This window comes from Ottowia sp. VDI28, from assembly GCF_049532675.1.
Classification (GTDB): domain Bacteria; phylum Pseudomonadota; class Gammaproteobacteria; order Burkholderiales; family Burkholderiaceae_C; genus Ottowia.
Map to the genome: position 1 here is coordinate 4,248,969 of NZ_CP149820.1, position 17,180 is coordinate 4,266,148.

Consider the following 17,180-nt stretch of genomic DNA (forward strand, 5'->3'; position numbering starts at 1 on the left):
GGCGATAAAAAAAGCGCGGAACAACGTCCGCGCTTTTTTCGAGGGGAAAGGATGAATCTCGTGCAGGCGCGAACGGCCAGCCCTAGCGGCTGGTAGAAATCTCCGTGGTAGTTCGCGGTGTCATAACCGACATGCCTTTCTCGCCCTTGTGCATTGCAGATTTCAGGATTCTACCGGGTCTGCGCCAATAGTGCGCCCCCGCGCCCGCCTTGAACGCGTGTGAAGCCGCAGTAAAGATCGAAAACCATGCGTCTTTGCCGTCAGCGCGGCGGTCTCTGAGCCGTTGTAAGAACACGCCGGAGCGAGCGCCCCGGCCTTGCCAAAGGAGTTTCGCGTGAAAAGCTTTTCCCATCACCTGAAAATTGCCGCCGTGCTGCTCTCGGCCGGCGCCGCGCTGACTGGCTGCGTGGTGGCACCCGCACCGGGCCCGGTGTACGGCGGCCCCGCCTACCCCTCGGACAATGTCTACGCCCCTGTCGCTCCGCCAGCGCCCTACACCGAAGTCATCCCCGTTGTGCCCTTCCCTGGTGCCATCTGGGTGGGGGGTACTGGAACTGGTCAGGTGGCCGCCACGTCTGGGTGCCAGGCCGCTATGAACGCCCGCGCGCCGGTTATCGGTACCAGCCGCGCCGTTGGGAGCCGTCTCGCCGTGGGGGCTGGGAGTTGCACGGGGGCGGCTGGATGCGCTGAAGTAAATCGGCGTGAGGGGGTACCCGTAAGAGGCCAGGATGGCCGGTCGCCTCCGAGGCTTCCCCCAGCAACCAATCCCTGAACTGCCGCGCGAAACGATCGTGCTCCAGCCGGGTCGGCAGAGGATTTGAAATAAAGAATGCCCCAAAACCTCCACACTTCGAACGCCAGGTCTGCCCCTCCGCCCAGGTGTCTCTGAGGGCCTGCATCATCGATTGCATGGCTATCTCTGAGAGTGCTCGTTGCGAACGCCGCTGTCAGCCGATCCGGCTTCGTCCTCGGTCGCGCTTTCAGCATCGCCGCCAAGGCATTCGAGGCAGGCGTCAAGCAGTTCATGCAGCGCGGCAACACGTTCGGTGCCCAGCCATCCGTTGAGCGCCACCTGTGCTTCTTTCCATGCGCGCTGCCCTTCGGCTCGCTTCGCTCGTCCAGCTTCGGTCGCTTCGACGAGGCGGCTGCGGGCATCGGTTCCAGCGCTGATCTTCAACCACCCATGCGCCACCATCGGCTGCATGTTGCGCGTCAATGTCGACGCATCCATATGCATGCGCTTGGCCAAGTCGCCAGGACGGACAGGCCCGAGGCCGATGACATGCGACAGCAGCGCGTACTGGGTGTTCTTCAGCCCCGTGCCACTGACGTGGCGGTCGTAATGGCGCGTCACCATGCGAGTGAGCTGGCGTAGCTTCAGGTTCGTACACCCTTGAGGCTTGGTAGCGGTCTGCATTCAATGATTGTATATACAATCATTGCAGATACAACTATATGAAAGAAAGAGGTATCCGATGGAGACCGATGAGGTTATTGCTCTTTGGGAAGCAGACGAAGCGCGTGTGAGAGCACGGTTGAGTGCACCCGACGCAGCACCCAAGGGGAAAGTTTTCGGCCGCTCGGGTATGGAGATATTCGAAGCGATCTTTGCCGGCGACCTGCCGCCTCCGCCGATTGGCGACACGCTCGACTTTGCGTTAATACATGTGGAGCCGGGGGTCGCCGTCTTCCAAGGCAGGCCACATCGCCGCCACTACAACCCCTTGGGCACCGTGCACGGCGGGTGGTTCGCCACCTTGCTCGACTCGGCCGTCGGGTGTGCCGTGCACTCGGCGTTGCCGGCCGGGAAAGGTTACACCACTTTGGAGTTGAAGGTGAACATGGTGCGTGCCCTGACCAGCCAAGTGCCCCTGGTGCGTGCCGAAGGCAAAACGATACACGTGGGTCGCCAAGTGGCGACAGCTGAAGGTCGCCTCGTCGGCCCCGATGGAAAGCTCTATGCGCATGCGACGACGACATGCCTGGTCTTCGACCATTCTGCGGGCGACTAGATGTGCTGCGCCCATGCTGAGTGCACATGAAAAAAGCCACGGCAAGCCGTGGCTTTTTTGCTGGTGCAGGTAGCGCTCGCCTACTGACAAGCGCCCCCCCAATCACCTCAGTGGAACTGCTCTTCCTCAGTGGAACCCGTCAGCGCCTTGACGCTGGAGGAGCCGCCCTGGATGACCGTGGTCACGTCGTCGAAGTAGCCTGCGCCCACTTCTTGCTGGTGGCTGACGAAGGTGTAGCCCTGCTCGCGTGCGGCGAACTCGGGTTCCTGGATCATTTCCACGTAGTGCTTCATGCCTTCGCCCTGCGCATAGGCATGGGCAAACTTGAAGGTGTTGTACCAGTTGCTGTGGATACCCGCCAGCGTGATGAACTGATACTTGTAGCCCAGCGCGGCCAGGTCTTCCTGGAAAGTCGCGATCTGGCTGTCGTTGAGGTTCTTCCTCCAGTTGAACGACGGCGAGCAGTTGTATGACAGCAGCTTGCCGGGGTTGGCAGCCAGCACGGCCTGGGCGAATTCGCGGGCAAAGCCGATGTCAGGCACGCCGGTTTCGCACCACACCAGGTCAGCGTAGGGCGCGTAGGCCACACCGCGGCTGATGGCCTGCTCCAGGCCGTTCTTGACGCGGTAGAAGCCTTCTTGCGTGCGCTCGCCGGTCAGGAAAGTCTTGTCATTGGCGTCGTGGTCGCTGGTGATCAGATTGGCGGCCTCGGCATCGGTACGTGCCAGGATGATGGTAGGAACGCCCATCACGTCGGCGGCGAAGCGCGCGGCGATCAGCTTTTCGCAGGCTTCCTGCGTGGGCACGAGCACCTTGCCACCCATGTGGCCGCATTTCTTCACAGCAGCCAGTTGGTCTTCGAAGTGCACGCCGGCCGCGCCAGCGGCAATCATGTTCTTCATCAGCTCGAACGCGTTGAGCACGCCGCCGAAACCGGCTTCAGCGTCAGCCACGATCGGCAGGAAGTAATCGATGAATTCCTTGCTGCCTGGCTCGACGCCACGGCCCCACTGGATTTCGTCGGCGCGCTTGAACGTGTTGTTGATGCGGCGCACCATGGTGGGCACCGAATCGTAGGCGTACAGCGACTGGTCGGGGTACATGGTTTCGCTGGTATTGCCGTCAGCGGCCACTTGCCAGCCCGACAGGTACACGGCCTCCAGGCCGGCCTTGGCTTGCTGCATGGCCTGGCCAGCGCTGATGGCGCCGAATGCGTTGACATAACCCTTCTTGGAGTCGCCGTTCACCAGGCGCCACAGCTTCTCGGCTCCGCGGCGGGCCAGCGTGTGCTCGATCGGCAGGCTACCGCGCAAACGCACCACGTCAGCGGCAGAATAGCCGCGCTTGACACCTTTCCAGCGTGGATTGGAGGCCCAATCTTTTTCCAGGGCGGCGATTTGCTGTTCACGGCTGAGTTGCTCGGTAACGTTTTGAGGCATGTGAAGCTCCAGTGGGTAGATCGAAAAATCCGGGCAGTCCGGCTGGCTTTGAGAATGTTGCCAGTACCGCGCCGTTGGATTAATCATAACTCTTGTATAAGACCTCAAACCATTCTTATGTCTTATACAAGAGAAATTTTTAATCTTTAAAAATCAATATCTTAGAAACATCATTTCTCAATATGAGATCATTTATCCCATATTGAGAAATATTGCGGCAGCGCAACAATTCAATTTTTCACAATACGATAACAAGAAGTCGTATCGCAAAATTGCAGCCCACCCCAGGAGCGGAAGGCGCGAAATAAGTGCGTGGCATGGAAATCCGTGCATGATCTTGACTGACAAGAACAACCCCCGGCTGACTCCGCAAGTGCCCTCCACTCCCAAACGTTCCGTGGCTTACGCCTGCCTGGCCCTCTCGATGATGCTGGTAGGCAGCTACGTGGCTCTATCCAAACCGTTGGCCGCGGTGTTCCCGGTGGTCCTTCTGGCATGGCTGCGCTTTGGCATCGGTGGCCTGGCCATGCTCCATTGGCTGAAAAAGCCTGTCGACGAGCCCCCCATGACGGCGCAGACCAAGCAGCTCTTGTTTCTTGAATCGTTTCTTGGCAACTTCCTCTTCACGCTGTGCATGATCTCGGGCGTGAAGCTGACCACGGCTGTTTCCGCCGGGGTGATCATGGCGGCGATTCCGGCAGCGGTGGCCCTGCTGTCCTGGGCTTTCCTGCGCGAGCGCGTGCCGCCGCGTGTATGGGCCGGCGTCGCCTGTGCGGTGATTGGCATTGGCCTGCTATCTTTCTCGAAGGCCGGGGATCCTGTCCGGGCGGGCGCGCAAGACAAAGCCTGGTTGGGTAACCTGCTGTTGCTGGCGGCGGTGTTCTGCGAGGCCAGCTATGCGGTGATCGGCAAGAAGCTGACCGGCAGCCTGGGGCCGCGGCGCATCACGGCCCTGATCAATCTCTGGGGCTTTGTGCTCACGCTGCCCTTTGGACTCTGGCTGGCCTTGAGCTTCGACTTCAGTGCGGTGCACGCGGGCACCTGGGTATTGCTCCTGTTCTATGCCCTCGCCGCATGCATGTGGACCGTGTGGCTATGGATGACCGGGTTGAAAAGCGTGCCAGCAGCCCAGGCTGGAGTTTTCACGGTGCTGCTGCCGATCAGCGCGGCGCTGGTTGGCGTGCTGGCATTGGGCGAGAAACTGACAGGGATGCAGATATTGGCGTTCTGTGTCGCACTGGCGGGAGTGACGCTGGCTACGCTGCCTTCCCGTGCGGCGCTGAGGCGGGTGGCGAACTAGCCCCGTGATGGGGCGTTTTCGTCTCAGTGCGGGCCAACAGCAAAAAAAACATCACCACAGAGGGAAAAAAGCAACATCCCAGAGGGAAAAAAGGCATCTTCCCCTTGGAAGGGTGCTACTTCTCCAGTAGCATGACGGTCAGCTTGCAAGGTGCGTGCACCGGGCCAGCAAAATGCCCCAAATTCCAAACAAAGAGGATCCAACCATGGCAACTGCAAAGAAAGCTCCCGCAAAGTCGGCCCCGGCCAAGAAAGCACCCGCCAAGGCGGCTGCTCCTGCAAAAAAAGCGGCTGCGCCTGCGAAGAAAGCCGCCGCTCCGGCCAAGCGCGCGCCTAACGCCGCCTTCATGAAGGCCATGACGCCCAGCGCCGCCCTGGCTGCGGTCATCGGCAGCAAGCCCGTGCCGCGCACTGAAGTGACCAAGAAAATCTGGGAATACATCAAGGCCAACAAGCTGCAAGACAGCGCGAACAAGCGCAACATCAACGCCGATGCCAAGCTGAAGCCCATCTTCGGCAAGGCTCAGGTCACGATGTTCGAAATGACCAAGCTGGTCAACGCTCACCTGTCCTGATCCCGACATGGCCTGGCCCGTCTCAGGGCCTGCAAGAAACCGGCTTTCACAGCCGGTTTTTTTCGTCATCCGATTCGCCCGGCCATGTATCGAGACAAAACCTCTAGGCTTTAATTCACCAAACAGTTAAATTAAGGCATGAGCACTACTCCTCAACCGCCCCCTGAGACGCGCGGCAGGGACGCCGATCGTTCACAAGCGACCATCCTGAAAGCCGCGCTAGACGAGTTCTCCACGCATGGCCTGGCGGGCGCGCGCATCGACCGCATTGCGGAGAGAGCCAACCTGAACAAGCGCCTCATCTACTACTACTTCAAGAACAAGGACGATCTGTTCCTGGCGGTGCTGGAGCAGGCCTATACGGATATCCGCACGGCCGAGCGCGAACTGCACCTGCTGGACATGCCGCCGATCCAGGCGATCCGCCGGTTGACCGAATTCAGTTGGCAGTATCACGTCGACCACCCTGAGTTCATGTCGCTTCTCAACAGCGAAAACCTGCAGCGCGGCCGCCACCTTACGGACTCCAGCCGGGTGAGGGAAACGAACTGGCCCCTGATCGACACGCTCGGCGACATACTTGAGCGCGGCCGGCGGGAAGGCGTCTTCCGCGGCGGCGTGGATGCCGTCCAACTCTATATCTCGATCGCCGGACTCGCCTACTTCTATCTTTCGAACAAGCACACGTTGTCGGCCATCTTCGGGCGCGACCTGATGACCCGCAAAGCCCATTCGGAACGGCTCTCGCACATCTGCGACGTGATCCTAGGGTATGTCCTGAGAGACTGAGCGCGCGATATCGTTGACGTTGCGCTCCGATTGCCGGATATTCACCTTTCGGTGAATTAAACAACGGAGACAGTCCATGCCCGCTTCCCGAAACCTGTTCCGCCGCACGCTCATCATCGCGGCCCTTTCAGCCATCGCCAGCCCTGCGTTCGCGCAGTGGAAGCCGACTCGGCCGATCAACCTGATCGTTCCATGGGCCGCAGGAGGCTCCACTGATCAGGTGACGCGCGTCACGGCAGCGGAGCTTGAGAAAGCGTTAGGACAGACCATCGTCATCGTCAACCAACCGGGCGCCTCCGGCGCCATCGGCACCAAGAGCGCGCTGGATGCCCCCAAGGATGGCTATACCTGGACGGCAGGAGCCGCGCAGGATCTGGGTGCCTACCAGGCCCTGGGTTCGGTCAATACCAGCATCAAGGACTGGCACCTGTTCCTGAATGTGGCCAATGTTCAGGTGATCGGCGTCAACCCCACCCGCCCCTGGAAGACAGCCAAAGAGCTGTTGGATGCCATGAAGGCCAAGCCCGGACAGATCAGCGTGGCGACGGCGGGCGTGACCTCGGCAGGCCATGCAGCCATGGATGAGATCGTCAAGGCCACCGGCGTGAAATACAAGGAGGTCTCCTATGACGGCGGGAACCCGGCGGTGGTCGCCGCAGTTGCGGGCGAAGCCGACCTCACGACCCAGTTGGCCGTAGAACAGGCAGACATGATCCGCGGCAAGCGCCTGCGCCCGTTGGCCACGGTGAGCGACAAGGCCATCGAGTTGGAGGGCTTTGGCACGATTCCCTCGCTGTCGAAGGACTTGCCTGGCTTCAATGCGCCAGCCAACTACTTCGGCATCTTCCTGCCCAAGGGCGTGCCTGATGAAGTAGTCAAGACTATCGAGAAAATCTGGGCAGAGCAGATGGTCAAGAGCGAGGCTCTGAAAAAGTATGCGACCTCACGCGGTGCCTTGTTCAACCCGCTGGCCGGACAAGCCGCGCAAACTGCCGTATGGCCGGCTGTTCAGGTCAACGCCTGGAACCTGCACAACAGCGGGAAAACCAAGGTGGCCCCCGACACCGTCGGGATTCCCAAGCCCTGATCTCCAAGCGTTTGGAAGAAGTATCCGATGGACAACCTGCCTCTCTCGGAAAAAAACCAGGAGACGAGCGCCGAGGAATCGCAGCGGCCGCCGCGCGCCGATCTTCGCGATGCCATCGGCTGGATTGCACTGGGGCTGGCGGTGCTCGTGGGCTCCATCACCATGGATCGCCTCGAGCATCAGAACATCAACCCCTACACAGTCCCAGGCCTGCTGCCCGGCCTTCTGGGGATCGCCATGGTGATTCTCGGCAGCGTGCTGGGCGTGCGCAGTTGGCGGCGTGGCGCGGCCATGCAACCCAGCCCCCGCTCTCCAGCCTGGACCGCGAACAACGCAAGCGCGTGGTGATCGCAACGGTCCTCTGCATTGGGTATGGCGTCGTGCTGGTGGGCCATGGACTGCCGTTCTGGCTGGCTTCCAGCATCTATGTGACCGCCTCCATTCTGGTGTTTCAGCGCATCAGCCCGAACCTGGCTGAACGCCGCCTGGACTTGAACTCGGTCACGAAAGCGCTGGTGATCGGCGTGCTCTCCTCGATCGTGACGTGGCTGATTTTCGAGGAAGTCTTTCTGGTTCGCCTGCCCTGACTCTCGGCTTGCTCCGAGCGGAACACCTTACTCCATGACGCTATGCAAGGATTGACTGACCTCGGCCAGGCTTACCTGAGCTTTCTCGACCCCATGACGCTGCTCTACGGCCTGGGCGGCGCCTTCGTGGGCATCGTCATGGGTATCTTGCCTGGGCTGTCGGCCACGCTGGCCATTGCGCTGCTGACCACGCTGACCATCAAGCTGGAAACGAACGATGCCATCCTGGTGCTGATCTGCTCCTATGTAGGGGCGTTGTACGGCGGATCGCGTACCGCGATCCTGCTGAACATTCCCGGCACAGCGGCCAACGCGGCGTCTTGCGCCGACGGGTATGCCCTGGCCAAGCAAGGCCAGGCCGGCAGAGCGATCGGCATCGCTACTTCCGGGGCGTTTGTCAGCACCCTGCTGGGGGTCATTTGCCTGGCCTTGTTCACCCCCCTGCTGGCCGAAGTGGCCTTGCAGTTCGGGGCATTCGAATTTTTCTGGCTGGCGCTGTTCGGCGTCACGATGTCGGGCAGCATTGTGGGAGGCGATCCGCTCAAGGGCTGGCTGATGGGCCTGCTCGGGTTGTTGCTGGCGCAGGTGGGGCAGGAAAGCCTTTACGCCTACGACCGCTTCACCTTCGGATGGGATGAGCTGGCCGGCGGCGTGGCGTTGATTCCCGCGCTGGTGGGCGCCTTCGGCCTGGCCGAGGTGCTCACCACGTTGAGCGACCCTGTCGAGCGCAAGCTCGTCGAGCTGAAAGACTCGGTGCTGCCCCGCTTCAGGGAAGTGCTTCAGTACCGGTGGACGGTTCTTCGCTCCGGCATCATTGGCGTCTTCACCGGCTTGCTTCCAGGCGTGGGCGAGGATGCTGGGGCGTGGATGTCGTATGCCGCAGCCAAGTCGGTCAGCAAGGAAAAAGAGAAGTTCGGCAAAGGCTCGATCGATGGCCTGATGGCGGCCGAAACCGGTGACATGTCCTCGATCCCGGGGCACATCATTCCGTGTCTGGCGTTGGGCATTCCAGGCTCGGCGCCCTCCGCCGTGCTGATGGCGGCAATGATCATCCATGGCGTGCAGCCGGGGCCAATGCTGATGATTTCGCACCCGCACTTCGTCTATCACGTGGTGGCCATGACCACGCTCGCCTCCTTCGCCATCCTGCTGTTCGGCCTGTTCGGTGTCCGGCCTTTGTTGCATGTGCTGCGGGTACGCCGCGGCATATTGATGCCGATCGTGTTCCTGCTCTGCACCGTGGGCGCGTTCGCGACGGCCTCACGGCTGTTCGACGTCTACGTGATGATCGCCATTGGCGTGGGGGCCTATTTCCTGCGCAGGCGCGGATATGAGATGGCTCCGCTGGTGCTGGGCCTTGTGCTGGGGCCTCTGCTCGACAAGAGCTTGCGGCGCGGGCTGGTGCTTTCCGATGGCAGCCTGGGGCCGTTCTTCACCCGCCCCATTGCCATGGCGTTCGCGGTGATGACCATCCTCACGATCCTGTTGTATGTGCCCCCGGTCAAGGCTGCGGTCGTGCGTGCGCTTCGGGGACTGAAGAACCTGCTGCCAGGCGCGGCGCAACGGCAGGGCCAGGACACGGGACGATGAAGATTTCCCTGTGCAACGAAGTCTTGCAACCGCTGCCGTTCGAGCAGCAATGCGCGCTGGCCGCGGCATTGGGCTACGACGGACTGGAGGTGGCGCCTTTCACGCTGGCGGAAGACCCCATGCGGATCACGGACGCCGAAGCAGCGTCCTACGCCCGGATTGCCGCCGATCATGGGCTTGAGATCACCGGCCTGCACTGGCTGCTGGTAGCGCCCGCCGGACTGTCGATCGTCAGCGATGACGCAACTCTGCGAGAGCGCACCGCGGCGGTCATGGAACGCCTGACCGAGTTGTGCGCCGCCATGGGCGGACGCTATCTGGTTCATGGCTCACCCAAGCAACGCAGCGTCCCTCCTGGTTCCACACCGGCCCAGGCCTGGGAGCGCGCAGCCAATTGCCTTGCTCGCGCTGCACGGCGCGCGCAAGCCTGCGGCGTTGTCTATTGCCTGGAGCCCCTCTCGCCCCGCGAAACGGATTTCATCAATACAGTGGAGCAGGCCGTGCAGATGATTGAAAGCGTCGGCTCGCCCGCCCTGCGCACCATGATCGATTGCAGTGCCGCCGGCCAGGCGGAGATCGAGCCGGTGGCGGCTCTCATCGGGCGCTGGATGCCCACAGGCCATATCGCGCATGTGCAGGTGAATGACCCCAACCGGCGGGGCCCTGGCCAAGGCGACATGGCTTTCACTCCCATCCTGAGCACGCTGCTGGCCATGCAGAAACAGGGCCACTATCCCGGCATCATCGCCGTGGAGCCGTTCGACTACCAGCCCGACGGGCCTGGATGCGCCGCGCGCGCCATCGGCTATCTGCGCGGCATCCTGGAGGGCCTGGGCGATGCGTGATGCACTGACGTTTTCGATCGCCGCCGTGGAGCTGTATGAACGGCCGGTGCACCTGCGGCTGCCGTTCCGCTTCGGCGTGGTCACCCTCACCCACTGCCCGCAGGCATTCGTGCGTGCTCAAGTGGTTTTACCCGACGGCCGCAGCGCCTGGGGAGGATCGGCCGAACTGATGGCGCCCAAGTGGTTCGACAAGAACCTTGCGCTGTCGAACGAAGACAACTTCGAGCAGTTGCGCCAATCCTTGCGGGCAGCTCAAGGCGCCTACACATCGGATCACGGCGCTGCCACGGCTTTCGGCCATTTCTCTGCCCATTACGGCAGCCTGATCACGCAAGGCGCTTCATCCGGCTTGAATCCGCTGGTGGCCTGCTATGGCCCCGCGATGGTCGATCGCGCGGTGCTCGATGCGCTTTGCCGCGTGGCGGGTGTCTCTTTCTATCAGGCCATGTGCGCCAACCTGGCGGGCATCGATGCCCGTCTGACGCCTGATCTGGCTGAGGTCGATATGGGCCGCGTTCTTTACAGCCTGACGCCAGCACCCCATATTGCCCTGCGGCACACCGTGGGGCTGGTGGACCCGATCACGGCCGCGGACGTTACCAAGCCTGTGAGCGACGGACTTCCGGAAACACTACAGGAGGTAGTGGCCGCCACGGGCTGCCGCTACTACAAGCTCAAGGTGTCAGGCAACACGGCTGCCGATATCGACCGCCTTTCGCGAATCGCTGCCGTCCTGCGCGATGTGCCAGATTGCCAGATCACGCTCGACGGCAACGAACAGTTCGCCGACGCTCATAGCGCCGCTGCATTCTGGAAGAGCGTGCAGGGCACGCCGGCCTTGCAGGTACTCGCCGCTCAAACGCTTTACATCGAGCAGCCTATCTCGCGCGCCACAGCCCTGCAGTCAGATGTCCGCCCCCTGGCGGCCATGCGCCCACTCTTGATCGATGAATCAGACGGCACGCTCGAAGCCTTCACGCAAGCGTTGGAGTTGGGCTACACGGGCGTTTCCAGCAAGCAGTGCAAAGGCATCTACCGCTCGATCCTGAACGCGGCCCGCTGCCGGGCACGCAACGAGAAGGCCGGCCAAGCCGTTTGCTTCATGTCTGCCGAGGATTTGACCACGCAGGCCGGCCTGGCGGTGCAGCAGGACCTGGCCCTGGTCAATCTGATCGGCCTCACCCATGTCGAGCGCAACGGGCATCACTATGTGGATGGATTCGCGGGACAAGGCGGTGCATCAGCCGAAGCAAAGGCCTTCCACGATGCCCATCCAGGCTTGTATGAGATGACGCCCGCAGGCAATGCGCGTCTGCGCATCCATGCCGGCAATCTCGATCTGCGATCGCTCGGCGCACCGGGCTTTGCCTCCGGCGCCCTGCCCGACTGGCACAACCTTCAGACCATGGCCGCTCCGGCGCCCTGATTTTCAGCCTACCAACCCCTCCTGTCGCATCATGGCAACTCAAAGACTCGGTCTCATCATGCACGGCGTCACCGGACGCATGGGCACCAACCAGCATCTGATCCGCTCGATCTGCGCGATCCGCGCCGAAGGCGGCGTGCTGCTTTCCAATGGCGACAGGGTCATGCCGGATCCGATCCTGATCGGCCGCAACGCGGAGAAAATAGAGGCACTCGCCCAACAGCATGGCATTGCGCGCTGGGGCACCGATCTGGATGCCGCGCTGGCCAACCCGGATGACACCGTGTTTTTCGACGCTGGCACGACGCAGATGCGGCCACAGTTGCTGGCCAAGGCCATCCGGGCCGGCAAGCATGTGTATTGCGAAAAGCCGATTGCCACCAACCTGAACGAGGCTGTGGAAATCGCCCGGCTGGCTGAGCAGGCCCGTAAGGAGCACGGCATCAAGAATGGCGCTGTTCAGGACAAGCTGTTCCTGCCAGGGCTGCGCAAGCTCGACATGCTGCGCCGTGCCGGCTTCTTCGGGCGCATGCTCACGCTCCGGCTGGAGTTCGGCTATTGGGTTTTCGAGGGAGATCTGCAACCTATCCAGCGCCCCTCATGGAACTACCGCGCCGAGGATGGCGGGGGCATGATTCTCGACATGATGTGCCACTGGCGCTATGTGCTGGACAACCTGATCGGCGAGGTGCAATCGGTATCTTGCCTTGGCGCCACCCACATCCCGCAGCGCTGGGACGAAAGCGACAAGCCCTACGAGTGCACCGCAGACGATGCGGCCTACGCGACGGTGCAGCTGAAAGGGCACAACGGCGAGCCGGTCATTGCACAGATCAACATGAGCTGGGTCACGCGTGTGCGGCGTGACGACCTGGTGACTTTCCATATCGATGGCACGCACGGCTCGGCGGTGGCTGGCCTGCAGGAATGCCGGGCGCAGTCGCGCGTGGCGACGCCCAGGCCGGTGTGGAACCCCGACATCAAGCAGAGCATGAGTTTCATCGATCAATGGCAGGACATTCCTGACTCAATGGTCTATGACAACGGGTTCAAGATTCAATGGGAGCACTTTATCCGCCACGTGGTGGAAGACGCGCCCTACAAGTGGACGCTGCCCGAAGGCGCCAAAGGCGTGCAGTTGGTCGAGGCCGCCTTGCAGAGCTGGAAAGAACGGCGCTGGGTGGATGTGCCCGCGCTCGAAATCCGAGCGGGTACCTGACGGGGGCTCTTGAGATGATCAGCCTGCCCCTGCCGTTCGAAGCCGGCGCTCTGCGCGACTATGCGTTACGTGGCACGCCGCCGGCTCAACCGCTGCCTGGCATCCGGTTCAACCGCATCGCCTATTCGGCTGCCCATGTGGTGGCCGACCCTCTGGCAGCCATCGACCCTTCGCTGCAATGCGCGGTCGATTGGGACGCGACGATGGCCTACCGGCGCTACCTGTGGTCATTGGGTCTGGGCGTGGCCGAAGCCATGGACACCGCGCAGCGGGGGATGGGGCTGGATTGGCCAACTTCGCTGGAGCTGATCCGCCGTTCGATCGAGGCGTCGCGCGACACACCGGGCGCCCTTCTGGCTTCGGGCTGCGGCACCGATCATCTGCCGCCCGAAAACGCCCGCAGCGTTGACGACGTGATTCGCGCCTACGAGGAGCAGATGGAGGCCATCGAGGCCTTGGGCGGCAAGCTCATCGTCATGGCCAGCCGGGCCCTCGCCCGCGTGGCCCAAAGCCCCGCCGATTATGAGCGTGTGTACGACCGCATCCTGAGCCAGGTGCGCGAACCCGTGGTGCTGCACTGGCTGGGCGACATGTTCGACCCAGCCTTGGCGGGCTATTGGGGCACCCAGGATACGAACGAAGCCATGAACACGGCACTCGGCATCATCGCCGCGCATGCCGGCAAGGTGGATGGCATCAAGATATCCCTGCTCGACAAGGACAAGGAAATCGCCATGCGCAGGCGTCTGGCGCCGGGTGTTCGCATGTACACGGGCGACGACTTCAACTACGCCCAATTGATTGCGGGAGATGGCTTCGGCACCGAGCCCACGCACGGCAAAAGCGATGCGCTGCTGGGCATTTTCGACGCCATCGCCCCCGCTGCGAGCAGCGCTCTGGGAGAACTGGCGCAGGGCCGCACTGAACGCTTTCACGCCATCCTTGGCCCCACGGTGGCGCTGTCGCGCCATATCTTCCAGGCCCCCACACGCTTTTACAAGACGGGTGTGGTTTTCATGGCTTGGCTCAACGGGCACCAGAAGCATTTCACCATGGTCGGCGGGCAGCAAAGTACGCGCTCCCTGCTGCATCTGGCGGAGCTGTTCCGCCTGGCCGATGCCGCCAATCTTCTGCAGCAACCAGAACTGGCGGCGCACCGGATGAAAACACTGATGGCCGTGCACGGGCTGGAATAGGGCTTGCCCATGCGCGATTTCTCTCACGACCATCACTGGCTTTCGATCAATACCGCCACGATCCGCAAGCAGCTTGACCGAGAAACGCCGCTGGACCGGATCATTGACCAATGCGCCCGCGCAGGCGTTCGCGCCATCAGCCCCTGGCGCGATCAGGTGGCGGCCGTAGGGATCGAAAAAATCGCCGCGCAGCTGCGTGCGCATGGCATCGGCTTATCGGGTTATTGCCGGGGCGGTTTCTATCCAGCGCCCGATGCGGCCGGCCTGCGCGAGGCGCTGGGTGACAACCGCCGCGCTATCGACGAAGCAGTGACACTCGGCGCCCCCTGCCTGGTACTGGTGGTGGGTGCCCTGCCAGGTGCGCTGGCGGGCAAAGCCGCCTACAAGGACATCGCGCGCGCGCGCGGAGAAGTGCGCGATGGCATCGCCGCCTCCCTTGAATATGCCCGATCGGTTGGCATGCCGCTGGCCATCGAGCCTTTGCACCCGATGCAGGCCGCCGACCGGGCGTGCATCAATACGTTGGAACAGGCGCTTGATCTGTGCGACGAGCTGGATCCAGCCCGCACAGGCATGCTGGGCGTCGCGCTGGATGTCTACCATGTGTGGTGGGATCCGAAGCTGCAGGGCCAGATTGCCCGGGCAGGCGAATGCCGCAACGCCGCCGAGCGCTCGCGCCTGCTGGCCTACCATGTCTGCGACTGGCTTACACCCACGCGCGATCTGCTGTCCGACCGGGGCATGATGGGTGACGGTGTGATCGAACTCAAGAAAATCCGCGGCTGGGTCGAAGCAGCCGGCTACCAAGGCTTTGCCGAAGTGGAGATTTTTTCAGAGCCGGACTGGTGGAAGCGCGAAGGCGAAGAGGTGCTGGAAACCTGTATCGCCCGTCATCGGGAAGTGGTTTGAGGAAACTCTCTCTGACGGTGCAGGGATCAAGCCGCCACCGGTGACACCGTCTTGCGGGCTCGCCGCACATTGAACGCGCTCGCAATCAGGATCCCCTGCGTCAGGGCCAGGCCCAACCACACGCCGCGGTATTGGCCGCGATCCATCAAGGCGCCGAAAATCAGCGGCATGACCGCCTGCCCGATGTCGAGGCCGGAGTACACCACGCCATAGACACGGCCTGTGGAATTGGGAGGTGTCGAGCGCTTGACCAGCATGTCGCGCGAAGGCCCCGCGCTACCGGTGGAAAAGCCCATGACACCGAAAAGCACCGGCACCAGCCACGCCGGAAAATCGCCAAATCCGATCAGCAGCGCCACACAGGCGGCCAAGCCGAACCCGATGCCTACGATGCGCTCGCAACGCGTGGGATCGGCGATCAGAAAACCCCCAAGCACCATGCCAGCGGCGGCACCCACCATGTAGATGGTCAGGCACATGGCCACCCAGGCAGCAGGCACCGCGTGCAGTTGACCAGCAGCCGTGGGCGCGAACGTCTGCACGGCGCTCAGGGCAGCCGCATAGAAAAAGAAGAAACCGAAGCACATCCAGACCGCCGGGATCGCCAGAAAATCGAAATGACCCTCGCCTTGAGAGGAGTCCTGCTGTTTGGCTGCCGGAAGCGCCGGCAGATACAAGCGGGCACGGTTGATCAGAAGCAAGGCCAGTACGGCCAGGATCAGGCACCCTGCAGCCATCAGCGCCACGCGCCATGAGTACGCGATGGCCAGCGGCACCAGCATGGCAGGCGCCAGAGCCCATCCCAGGCTGCCCGTGATGCCGTGCACGCTATAGGCGTGGCCAAGCCGTACCTGGCTGACCTTGCGATTGATCAGCGTGTAATCCACCGGGTGGAAAACGCCGTTGCCCACACCGGCCATCACCGAGAAAAACATCAGCATCCAATAGCTGGTGCTGGACGCAAAACCGAAGGCCGCGCCAGCCAACAATGCCAACCCCGCAAAGAGGATCGGGCGAGGACCGAAGCGGTCCACAAGGAAGCCCGAGGTGGTCTGCACCGCGCACGAGACGACGAAGAAGACGGTCATCAGGAACCCCAGCTCCGCATAGCTGACCCCGAACGCCGTCTTCAGCCACGGGAATAGCGGCGCCAACAGCAACTGGCTGTAGTGGCTGACCAGATGCGCCACGCCAATGAGGCCGATCACGGTGGCGTCGTCCTTCAAAGGCACTTGCGGGGATGCGGTAGCGGTGTCAACGGTGGATGTACTCATGGGCGCGATGCTACGCTTGCACAAGGATTTCTGCTATTCGATAAACTGCCATCAATTATCGAATTCAAGCCATGCCGCACGTGACTGCCAACGGAACGCCCTCCTTGCTGGAGGACTCCAGCGCGTTCGCGCCTACTGCCCAGCGCCCCGTTCGTGTACGCCCCCGCGCGCTGCCGGTAGATACCCATCTGGAGCGGCACCACCATCCCTGGGCACAACTGGCCTGCTGCGCTGAGGGCCTGATCGAGGTCGTGCTGGGCAGCGACCGGCGCACGAGCTTCATCGTGCCGCCTTCCCGTGCGGTGTTCATACCATCCAATATGCCGCATGCCGTGACGGTACTCAAGGCAGCCCAGATGCGCACGCTCTATCTGAACGCAGAAGCCCTTGCATCCGGCTGGTCCGTGCCTCGCGTGTTGGCCATGAGCAGGCTGCTTCATGAACTGACCCTGGCTCTTGACGACAGTGTTTCCGCTGTACGCGATACGCTGTTGACCCGGCTCATCCTCGACGAGCTGGATCGCGCCGACATTCAGGCCCTGGGGGTACCCTTGCCGCATGCCAACGATGGCGACAAGCGGCTGCGCGCCTTGTGCGAAGCCGTGATGCGCCACCCGGCCGAGCGCGCCACGCTGGCCGAATGGGCCCGCAGCGTGGGGGCCAGTGAACGCACGGCGGCGCGGCTCTTTCATGACGAGCTAGGCACCAGCTACCAGCAGTGGCGCCAGCAGGTAGTGCTGGCCCATGCCCTGCCCTTGCTGGCCAGCGGCACACCGGTAGGTCAAGTGGCGGCCCGGTGCGGCTACGCCAGCGAAAGCGCGTTCAGCGCCATGTTCAAGGGAACGCTCGGCCAATCACCGCGCGCCTTCTCTCGCCCGCTGACAAAGCGAAATGCTTGAAATTCAAGCGTCTGCAAAAGGTTTTCGCGTGCTG

18 protein-coding genes are annotated in these 17,180 nt (G+C 62.3%); 15 read left to right on the forward strand and 3 right to left on the reverse strand.

Annotated features, from left to right (window positions below; genetic code table 11):
• Positions 1 to 334: 334 nt before the first annotated feature.
• Complete coding sequence (locus WJU18_RS20220) at positions 335 to 772, forward strand: hypothetical protein (RefSeq protein ID WP_423455142.1); 438 nt, start codon at positions 335 to 337, stop codon at positions 770 to 772.
• 141 nt (positions 773 to 913) lie between these two features.
• Here the strand turns inward: WJU18_RS20220 and WJU18_RS20225 are convergent, their stop codons facing one another.
• A complete protein-coding gene (locus WJU18_RS20225) occupies positions 914 to 1,417 on the reverse strand; it encodes a MarR family winged helix-turn-helix transcriptional regulator (RefSeq protein ID WP_423455144.1) in 504 nt (167 codons plus the stop codon).
• A 58-nt stretch (positions 1,418 to 1,475) separates the two neighbouring features.
• Here WJU18_RS20225 and WJU18_RS20230 point away from each other — a divergent pair, with 58 nt between their 5' ends.
• Positions 1,476 to 2,012, forward strand: coding sequence for a PaaI family thioesterase (locus WJU18_RS20230; RefSeq protein WP_423455146.1), 537 nt, complete (start codon positions 1,476 to 1,478; stop codon positions 2,010 to 2,012).
• Between the two features lie 107 nt (positions 2,013 to 2,119).
• On the opposite strand, the gene aceA is transcribed toward WJU18_RS20230, so the two are convergent.
• Positions 2,120 to 3,451 carry an isocitrate lyase gene (gene aceA, locus WJU18_RS20235; protein WP_423455147.1) on the reverse strand — a complete coding sequence of 444 codons (1,332 nt, stop codon included), beginning with the start codon at positions 3,449 to 3,451 and terminating at the stop codon, positions 2,120 to 2,122.
• A gap of 331 nt (positions 3,452 to 3,782) precedes the next feature.
• On the opposite strand from aceA, the gene WJU18_RS20240 reads away from it, so the two are divergent.
• The 12 genes from WJU18_RS20240 (at position 3,783) to WJU18_RS20295 (ending at position 14,973) form a co-directional block, all read left to right on the forward strand.
• Entirely contained in the window at positions 3,783 to 4,751 is a 969-nt protein-coding gene (locus tag WJU18_RS20240; protein WP_423455149.1) for a DMT family transporter, read from the forward strand.
• A gap of 205 nt (positions 4,752 to 4,956) precedes the next feature.
• A complete protein-coding gene (locus WJU18_RS20245; protein WP_423455151.1) occupies positions 4,957 to 5,325 on the forward strand; it encodes an SWIB/MDM2 domain-containing protein in 369 nt (122 codons plus the stop codon).
• 138 nt (positions 5,326 to 5,463) lie between these two features.
• On the forward strand, positions 5,464 to 6,114 hold the full coding sequence (locus WJU18_RS20250) for a TetR family transcriptional regulator (protein WP_423455153.1): 651 nt from the start codon (positions 5,464 to 5,466) through the stop codon (positions 6,112 to 6,114).
• A 76-nt stretch (positions 6,115 to 6,190) separates the two neighbouring features.
• Entirely contained in the window at positions 6,191 to 7,201 is a 1,011-nt protein-coding gene (locus WJU18_RS20255; protein WP_423455155.1) for a Bug family tripartite tricarboxylate transporter substrate binding protein, read from the forward strand.
• Positions 7,202 to 7,228: 27 nt separating this feature from the next.
• Positions 7,229 to 7,549: a hypothetical protein gene (locus tag WJU18_RS20260; RefSeq protein ID WP_423455157.1), complete on the forward strand. Its 321-nt coding sequence runs from the start codon at positions 7,229 to 7,231 to the stop codon at positions 7,547 to 7,549.
• On the forward strand, positions 7,546 to 7,788 hold the full coding sequence (locus WJU18_RS20265; RefSeq protein ID WP_423455159.1) for a hypothetical protein: 243 nt from the start codon (positions 7,546 to 7,548) through the stop codon (positions 7,786 to 7,788). The genes WJU18_RS20260 and WJU18_RS20265 overlap by 4 nt, the downstream gene beginning before the upstream one ends.
• Positions 7,789 to 7,830: 42 nt before the next feature.
• Complete coding sequence (locus WJU18_RS20270; RefSeq protein ID WP_423455160.1) at positions 7,831 to 9,378, forward strand: tripartite tricarboxylate transporter permease; 1,548 nt, start codon at positions 7,831 to 7,833, stop codon at positions 9,376 to 9,378.
• Positions 9,375 to 10,223, forward strand: a complete 849-nt coding sequence (locus tag WJU18_RS20275) for a sugar phosphate isomerase/epimerase family protein (protein ID WP_423455161.1) — start codon at positions 9,375 to 9,377, stop codon at positions 10,221 to 10,223. Before WJU18_RS20270 ends, WJU18_RS20275 begins: the two co-directional genes overlap by 4 nt.
• Positions 10,216 to 11,649: an enolase C-terminal domain-like protein gene (locus WJU18_RS20280; protein ID WP_423455163.1), complete on the forward strand. Its 1,434-nt coding sequence runs from the start codon at positions 10,216 to 10,218 to the stop codon at positions 11,647 to 11,649. The genes WJU18_RS20275 and WJU18_RS20280 overlap by 8 nt, the downstream gene beginning before the upstream one ends.
• Before the next feature lie 31 nt (positions 11,650 to 11,680).
• Positions 11,681 to 12,868 (forward strand): Gfo/Idh/MocA family protein, encoded by a 1,188-nt coding sequence (locus WJU18_RS20285; RefSeq protein ID WP_423455164.1) that lies wholly within the window; start codon positions 11,681 to 11,683, stop codon positions 12,866 to 12,868.
• A 14-nt stretch (positions 12,869 to 12,882) separates the two neighbouring features.
• Positions 12,883 to 14,064, forward strand: a complete 1,182-nt coding sequence (locus WJU18_RS20290) for a dihydrodipicolinate synthase family protein (protein WP_423455166.1) — start codon at positions 12,883 to 12,885, stop codon at positions 14,062 to 14,064.
• Between the two features lie 9 nt (positions 14,065 to 14,073).
• Positions 14,074 to 14,973: a sugar phosphate isomerase/epimerase family protein gene (locus WJU18_RS20295; RefSeq protein WP_423455167.1), complete on the forward strand. Its 900-nt coding sequence runs from the start codon at positions 14,074 to 14,076 to the stop codon at positions 14,971 to 14,973.
• A 26-nt stretch (positions 14,974 to 14,999) separates the two neighbouring features.
• Here WJU18_RS20295 and WJU18_RS20300 read toward each other — a convergent pair whose 3' ends face one another.
• Complete coding sequence (locus WJU18_RS20300) at positions 15,000 to 16,247, reverse strand: MFS transporter (RefSeq protein WP_423455169.1); 1,248 nt, start codon at positions 16,245 to 16,247, stop codon at positions 15,000 to 15,002.
• Positions 16,248 to 16,318: 71 nt separating this feature from the next.
• On the opposite strand from WJU18_RS20300, the gene WJU18_RS20305 reads away from it, so the two are divergent.
• A complete protein-coding gene (locus WJU18_RS20305; RefSeq protein ID WP_423455171.1) occupies positions 16,319 to 17,146 on the forward strand; it encodes an AraC family transcriptional regulator in 828 nt (275 codons plus the stop codon).
• The last annotated feature ends 34 nt before the right edge of the window (positions 17,147 to 17,180 follow it).

Bases quoted from the DNA above. Each gene is read 5' to 3' on its own strand.
- aceA (WP_423455147.1), bottom strand. From the start codon at position 3,451: ATGCCTCAAAACGTTACCGAGCAACTCAGCCGTGAACAGCAAATCGCC.
- WJU18_RS20230 (WP_423455146.1), top strand. From the start codon at position 1,476: ATGGAGACCGATGAGGTTATTGCTCTTTGGGAAGCAGACGAAGCGCGT.
- WJU18_RS20255 (WP_423455155.1), top strand. From the start codon at position 6,191: ATGCCCGCTTCCCGAAACCTGTTCCGCCGCACGCTCATCATCGCGGCC.
- WJU18_RS20250 (WP_423455153.1), top strand. From the start codon at position 5,464: ATGAGCACTACTCCTCAACCGCCCCCTGAGACGCGCGGCAGGGACGCC.
- WJU18_RS20300 (WP_423455169.1), bottom strand. From the start codon at position 16,247: ATGAGTACATCCACCGTTGACACCGCTACCGCATCCCCGCAAGTGCCT.
- WJU18_RS20275 (WP_423455161.1), top strand. From the start codon at position 9,375: ATGAAGATTTCCCTGTGCAACGAAGTCTTGCAACCGCTGCCGTTCGAG.
- WJU18_RS20280 (WP_423455163.1), top strand. From the start codon at position 10,216: ATGCGTGATGCACTGACGTTTTCGATCGCCGCCGTGGAGCTGTATGAA.
- WJU18_RS20270 (WP_423455160.1), top strand. From the start codon at position 7,831: ATGCAAGGATTGACTGACCTCGGCCAGGCTTACCTGAGCTTTCTCGAC.
- WJU18_RS20295 (WP_423455167.1), top strand. From the start codon at position 14,074: ATGCGCGATTTCTCTCACGACCATCACTGGCTTTCGATCAATACCGCC.
- WJU18_RS20285 (WP_423455164.1), top strand. From the start codon at position 11,681: ATGGCAACTCAAAGACTCGGTCTCATCATGCACGGCGTCACCGGACGC.
- WJU18_RS20245 (WP_423455151.1), top strand. From the start codon at position 4,957: ATGGCAACTGCAAAGAAAGCTCCCGCAAAGTCGGCCCCGGCCAAGAAA.
- WJU18_RS20305 (WP_423455171.1), top strand. From the start codon at position 16,319: ATGCCGCACGTGACTGCCAACGGAACGCCCTCCTTGCTGGAGGACTCC.
- WJU18_RS20290 (WP_423455166.1), top strand. From the start codon at position 12,883: ATGATCAGCCTGCCCCTGCCGTTCGAAGCCGGCGCTCTGCGCGACTAT.
- WJU18_RS20240 (WP_423455149.1), top strand. From the start codon at position 3,783: ATGATCTTGACTGACAAGAACAACCCCCGGCTGACTCCGCAAGTGCCC.
- WJU18_RS20260 (WP_423455157.1), top strand. From the start codon at position 7,229: ATGGACAACCTGCCTCTCTCGGAAAAAAACCAGGAGACGAGCGCCGAG.
- WJU18_RS20225 (WP_423455144.1), bottom strand. From the start codon at position 1,417: ATGCAGACCGCTACCAAGCCTCAAGGGTGTACGAACCTGAAGCTACGC.